This window comes from Streptomyces sp. Isolate_45, assembly GCF_024721315.2.
Classification (GTDB): Bacteria; Actinomycetota; Actinomycetes; order Streptomycetales; family Streptomycetaceae; genus Streptomyces.
Genome location: NZ_JANFAK020000306.1, coordinates 1 through 4192, shown reverse-complemented (window position 1 = coordinate 4192; position 4192 = coordinate 1). Strand labels below are relative to the sequence as shown.

Here is a 4192-nt window from a genome sequence, read left to right as displayed (position 1 = left end):
CGCCGGGTGCCGCGCGGCGCCGGCCGGGCCCGGCGCACGCCGCGGTCACCGCCCGGCCCCGGCCGGGCCTGTCGCACGTAGCCTCCGCCTGCCCGGCCGTACCGTTCCGCCGGGCCGTACCGTTCCGCCCGGCCGTACCGTTCCGCCGGGCCGTACCGTTCCGCCCGGCCGTACCGTTCCGGACCGCCGGCCCGGAGCCCCGTACGGGCCTGACGTCCGGGCCCGGAACCACCGCACGGATCCACCACCGCACCGCCGAGGAGACCCACCCGTGAGCGACCACCACGCCGAGCACCCCGCGTGGACCGAGCCCGACGCGGCGTCGGTGCCCGTCGCGGCCGTCTCCTCCGGGGCCCTCACCCCCGCCGACGCCGCGGACGCGGCCCGGCTCGTCGCCTTCGGGCTGCAGCCCAAGCTGCTGCCCGCCCGCGACGCCGAGTACGCGGAACTGCTGCGCCGCTACCGCGAGGACCCCGGCTTCGGCCGCCTCGCCGACGCCGTCGCCACCGGACTGGGCCTCGTCGTCCTGGAGGTGTCCCCGCGCGCCGGGATGGCCGTCGCCGCCGGCGAGGACTCCGTCTTCGCCGTCCGCATGGGTGACTACGCCCGCCGCACCGCCGCCGACGGCGGCGACCGCTTCCTGCACGGTCTCGCCCACCTCGCCGTGGCCGCCCTCGCCTTCCCCCGCCCCGAGGACCTCGCCGACGACGGCTACATCGGCCGCATCACCGTCAACGGGGTCGACTCCTTCGTTCGGCAGACCTGTCGCCGCCTGGAGGAACGCGCCGGGGAACTCGGCGAGAACACCGACCCGGCCTCCGACGCCCCCGGCCTGGAGGCCGCCTGGCGCGTCTACACCCGCCGCAGCGCGACCGGAGCCACCAAGGACGCCCGCCGCCTCGCCGGTTCCACCACCGGCATCGTCGGCAAGGCCGCCGCGTTCCTCACCGAATCCGGCTTCCTCCAGCGCACCGGCGACGACTCGGGCGGCACCTACCGCACCACCCCCCGCTACCAGCTCCAGGTCCGCGACATGGCGGGCAGCGCGGCCATGGCCGAGCTCCTGGAACTCGGCGTGGTCCCCGTCGGCGACGGTTCGCCCACCCTCCTGCCGCCGCCCGAGGGCGACGACCTGGACCTCGCCGCCGACGCCGGACTCCCCTTCCACGCCTGAGCCGCCCCCGGCCCCACCCCGCCCGCCGTACGACGCCCTCCGTACGACCCACCAGAGACCACGAGAGTCCGCCGAAATGTACGAGCTGTCCCGGATCCGCCTCTACTCCATCGGGCCCGCCGGCGCGCGCTACGCCGACACCGTGCTCGACCTGCGCGGAGTCGGCGAACCGGTGCCCCACCCGGCGCCCGCGCAGGCGGAGTTCTTCGAGGAGGAGCCCACCGGCCCGCCCCGGCGACCCGCGCCGGCGGGCGTGCTCTTCCTGGAGAACGGCGGCGGCAAGTCCGTCCTGCTGAAGCTGATTTTCTCGGTGATGCTCCCGGGCCACCGCAACACCCTCGGCGGCGCCAGCTCCGGCGTGCTGCGCAAGTTCCTGCTCGCCGACGACTGCGGCCACGTCGCCCTGGAATGGCAGCACACCCGCACCGGCGAGTGCGTCGTCGTCGGCAAGGTCAGCGAATGGCGCGGCCGCCAGGTCTCCAACGACCCGCGCAAGTTCGCCGAGGCCTGGTACTCCTTCCGCCCCGGACCGGGCCTGAGCCTGGACAACCTCCCGGTCGCCGAGGCCACTTCGGTGCGCCCGTCCGTCGAGGGCGTCTCCGGCGCCCAGGGCCGCCGCCGCACCATGAAGGGCTTCCGCGACGCCCTCACCGAGGCCGGGAAGGCGTACCCGCACCTGGAGGTGTACTGGGAGGAGATCCACGACCGCTGGAACGAACACCTCACCGACGTCGGCCTCGACCCCGAACTCTTCCGCTACCAGCGCGAGATGAACGCCGACGAGGGCGAGGCCGCCGGTCTCTTCGCGGTCAAGAAGGACTCCGACTTCACCGACCTGTTGCTGCGCGCCGTCACCGACACCCGCGACACCGACGGCCTCGCCGACCTCGTCCACGGCTTCGGCAACAAACTGGGCCGCCGCGCCGAGCTGATGGCCGAACGCGACTTCACCGCCGGCTCGGTCGACCTGCTCACCCGCATCGTCGAGGCCGCCGCCACCCGCGCCCGGCTCCGCGACGTCCACGCCGGGGCCGAGCGGCGCACGCGCACCCTCGCCCGGCGGCTGTCCGCCCGCGCCACCGGGGAACGCGTCCGCGCCGCCGACCTCGCGCAGCAGGTCACCGCCGCCGCCCACGAGGTCACCGCCGCGGAGTCCGCGCGCGCCCGCAGCGCCGCCGTCTCCGCCGAACTCGCCTACCGGCACGCCTCGCTGGCCCTGACCGTCGCCGACAAGGCCGCGGCCGCCCAGCGCCGCGAGCTCCTCGAGGCCCGCACCCTGCACGCCGCCTGGCAGGCCGCCGAAATCGTCCTGCGCCACCGGGCCGCCGCGGACCGCTCCGCGCGCGTCGCCGCCGCCATCCTGGAGGCCGAGCGGGACGCCGCCCCGGCGTTGGCCGCGCGCGCCACGGCCGCCACCGCCCTCGTACGGGCCCTGCACACCGCCGCCGAGCACGGCGAGCGCGCCGCCAACGAGGAGGAGGAGCGTTCCGCCGAGCTCCAGCGCCTCGGTGAGGGAGCCCACCGCGACGCCACCTCCGCCGCCACGTCCGCCCAGCGCGCCCGCAGCGAGGCCGAACACCTGCGGGCCCGGCTCGCCGAGGTCCAGCAGGAGACCGCCGAGGCCGTCCGGGCCGGCTGGCTCGACGACTCCGCGCCCGACGCCGACCCGGCCCGCGCCGCCCTCGCGGCCAGCGACGCCGAGAAGACCGCCGTCGCCGCCTGGGACGAGGCCCGCGAAGCCGCCCGGGGCGCGTCCGACGCCGCCCGCGAGGCCGCCGCCGCGGAATCCCGGGCCGAGCTCACCGCCGCCCGGGCAGCGGACGCCGCCGACGCGGCCGAGGCCGTTCACGGGGCGGAGGAGCGCGCCGCCGCCTCCCTCGCCGGTTCCCCCCGTCTCGCCGAACTGCTGGGCCTGCCCTCGTACCCCGGCCCGGCCACCGTGCCGGACCCCCGTGCCTCCGAGTCCCCCGACGCCGGGGACGGCCCCGGCCCGGCCCGCCCGGCCGGTGACGGGGCACTGACGGTCGCCGACCTCGACCGCAACGCCGACGACCTGCACCGCCTCCTCACCGACGGGGTCACCGCCGCCGAACGCCACCTGTTCGAGCTGCGCACCGCGGCCGCCGACGACGCCCGCATCCTGGGCGCGCTCGGCGACGGCGGCCTGCTGCCGCCCGGACCGGACGTCCTCGCCACCGTCGAGTACCTCGGCGAGCACGGCATTCCCGCCCTCCCCGGCTGGCGCTACCTCGCCCAGTCCGTGGACCCCGCCGACCACGCGGCCGTCCTCGCGGCCCGCCCCGAACTCGTCGACGGCGTCGTCATCACCGACCCCGACACGCACTCCCGGGCCCGGGAGGTCCTCACCGGCGCCGCCCTCCTGCCCCGTTCCACCGTGGCCGTGGGCACCGCCGCCGCCCTGCTGGCCCCCGTCCCGCCGGCCCTCGGCCCCGCGGGCGACCCGGACGTCTTCCTGGTCCCGCCGAACCCGGCCATGCACGACGAGCACGCCGCCGACGAGGAACGCCAGGCGCTGCGCGCCCGCGCCACCGCCCGCGACACCGAGATCCGCGAGTTCGCCGCCCGCCTCTCCGGCGACCGGGAACTCGCCGCCCGCCTCGCCTCCTGGCGCACCGGCTGCCCGCCCGGCCGGCTCGCCGAGCTGGCCCGGCAGGCCGCCGCCGCCCGGACGTTCGCCGAGGAGGCCGACGCCGAACTCGCGGAGGCCCGTACCGCACGCGCCGAGGCGGACGAGGCCGCCGCCGACGCCACCCGCGTACGCGACGACCGTCAGGAGACCGCCCAGCGCGCCCGCCGCGTCGCCGACGTCCTGTCCGGCCTCGCGCACCGTCTGCGCGAGCGTTCCGGCTGGCAGGCCCGGCTGCGCGAACTCGCCGACGAGGCAGCCGAGTCCGAGGCCCGCGCCGAGGTCTGCCTGGACCGGGCCCGCGCCGCCGACGAGGACCGACGCGCCGCCCAGCGCGCGGCCGACGACGCCCCCCGCACCGCCCGCCCGCT

Annotated in this window: 1 protein-coding gene and 2 pseudogenes; all 3 read left to right on the top strand. The window is 77.8% G+C overall.

Going from position 1 to position 4192, the window contains the following annotated elements; genetic code table 11:
- A pseudogene (locus tag NOD94_RS40435) lies at nt 1–275 on the top strand (hypothetical protein); the annotation flags it as partial.
- Nucleotides 272–1174, top strand: a complete 903-nt coding sequence (locus NOD94_RS40430) for a hypothetical protein (protein ID WP_281211238.1) — start codon at nt 272–274, stop codon at nt 1172–1174. The pseudogene NOD94_RS40435 and the gene NOD94_RS40430, both read left to right, overlap by 4 nt.
- Nucleotides 1175–1250: 76 nt before the next feature.
- A pseudogene (locus NOD94_RS40425) lies at nt 1251–4192 on the top strand (hypothetical protein); the annotation flags it as partial.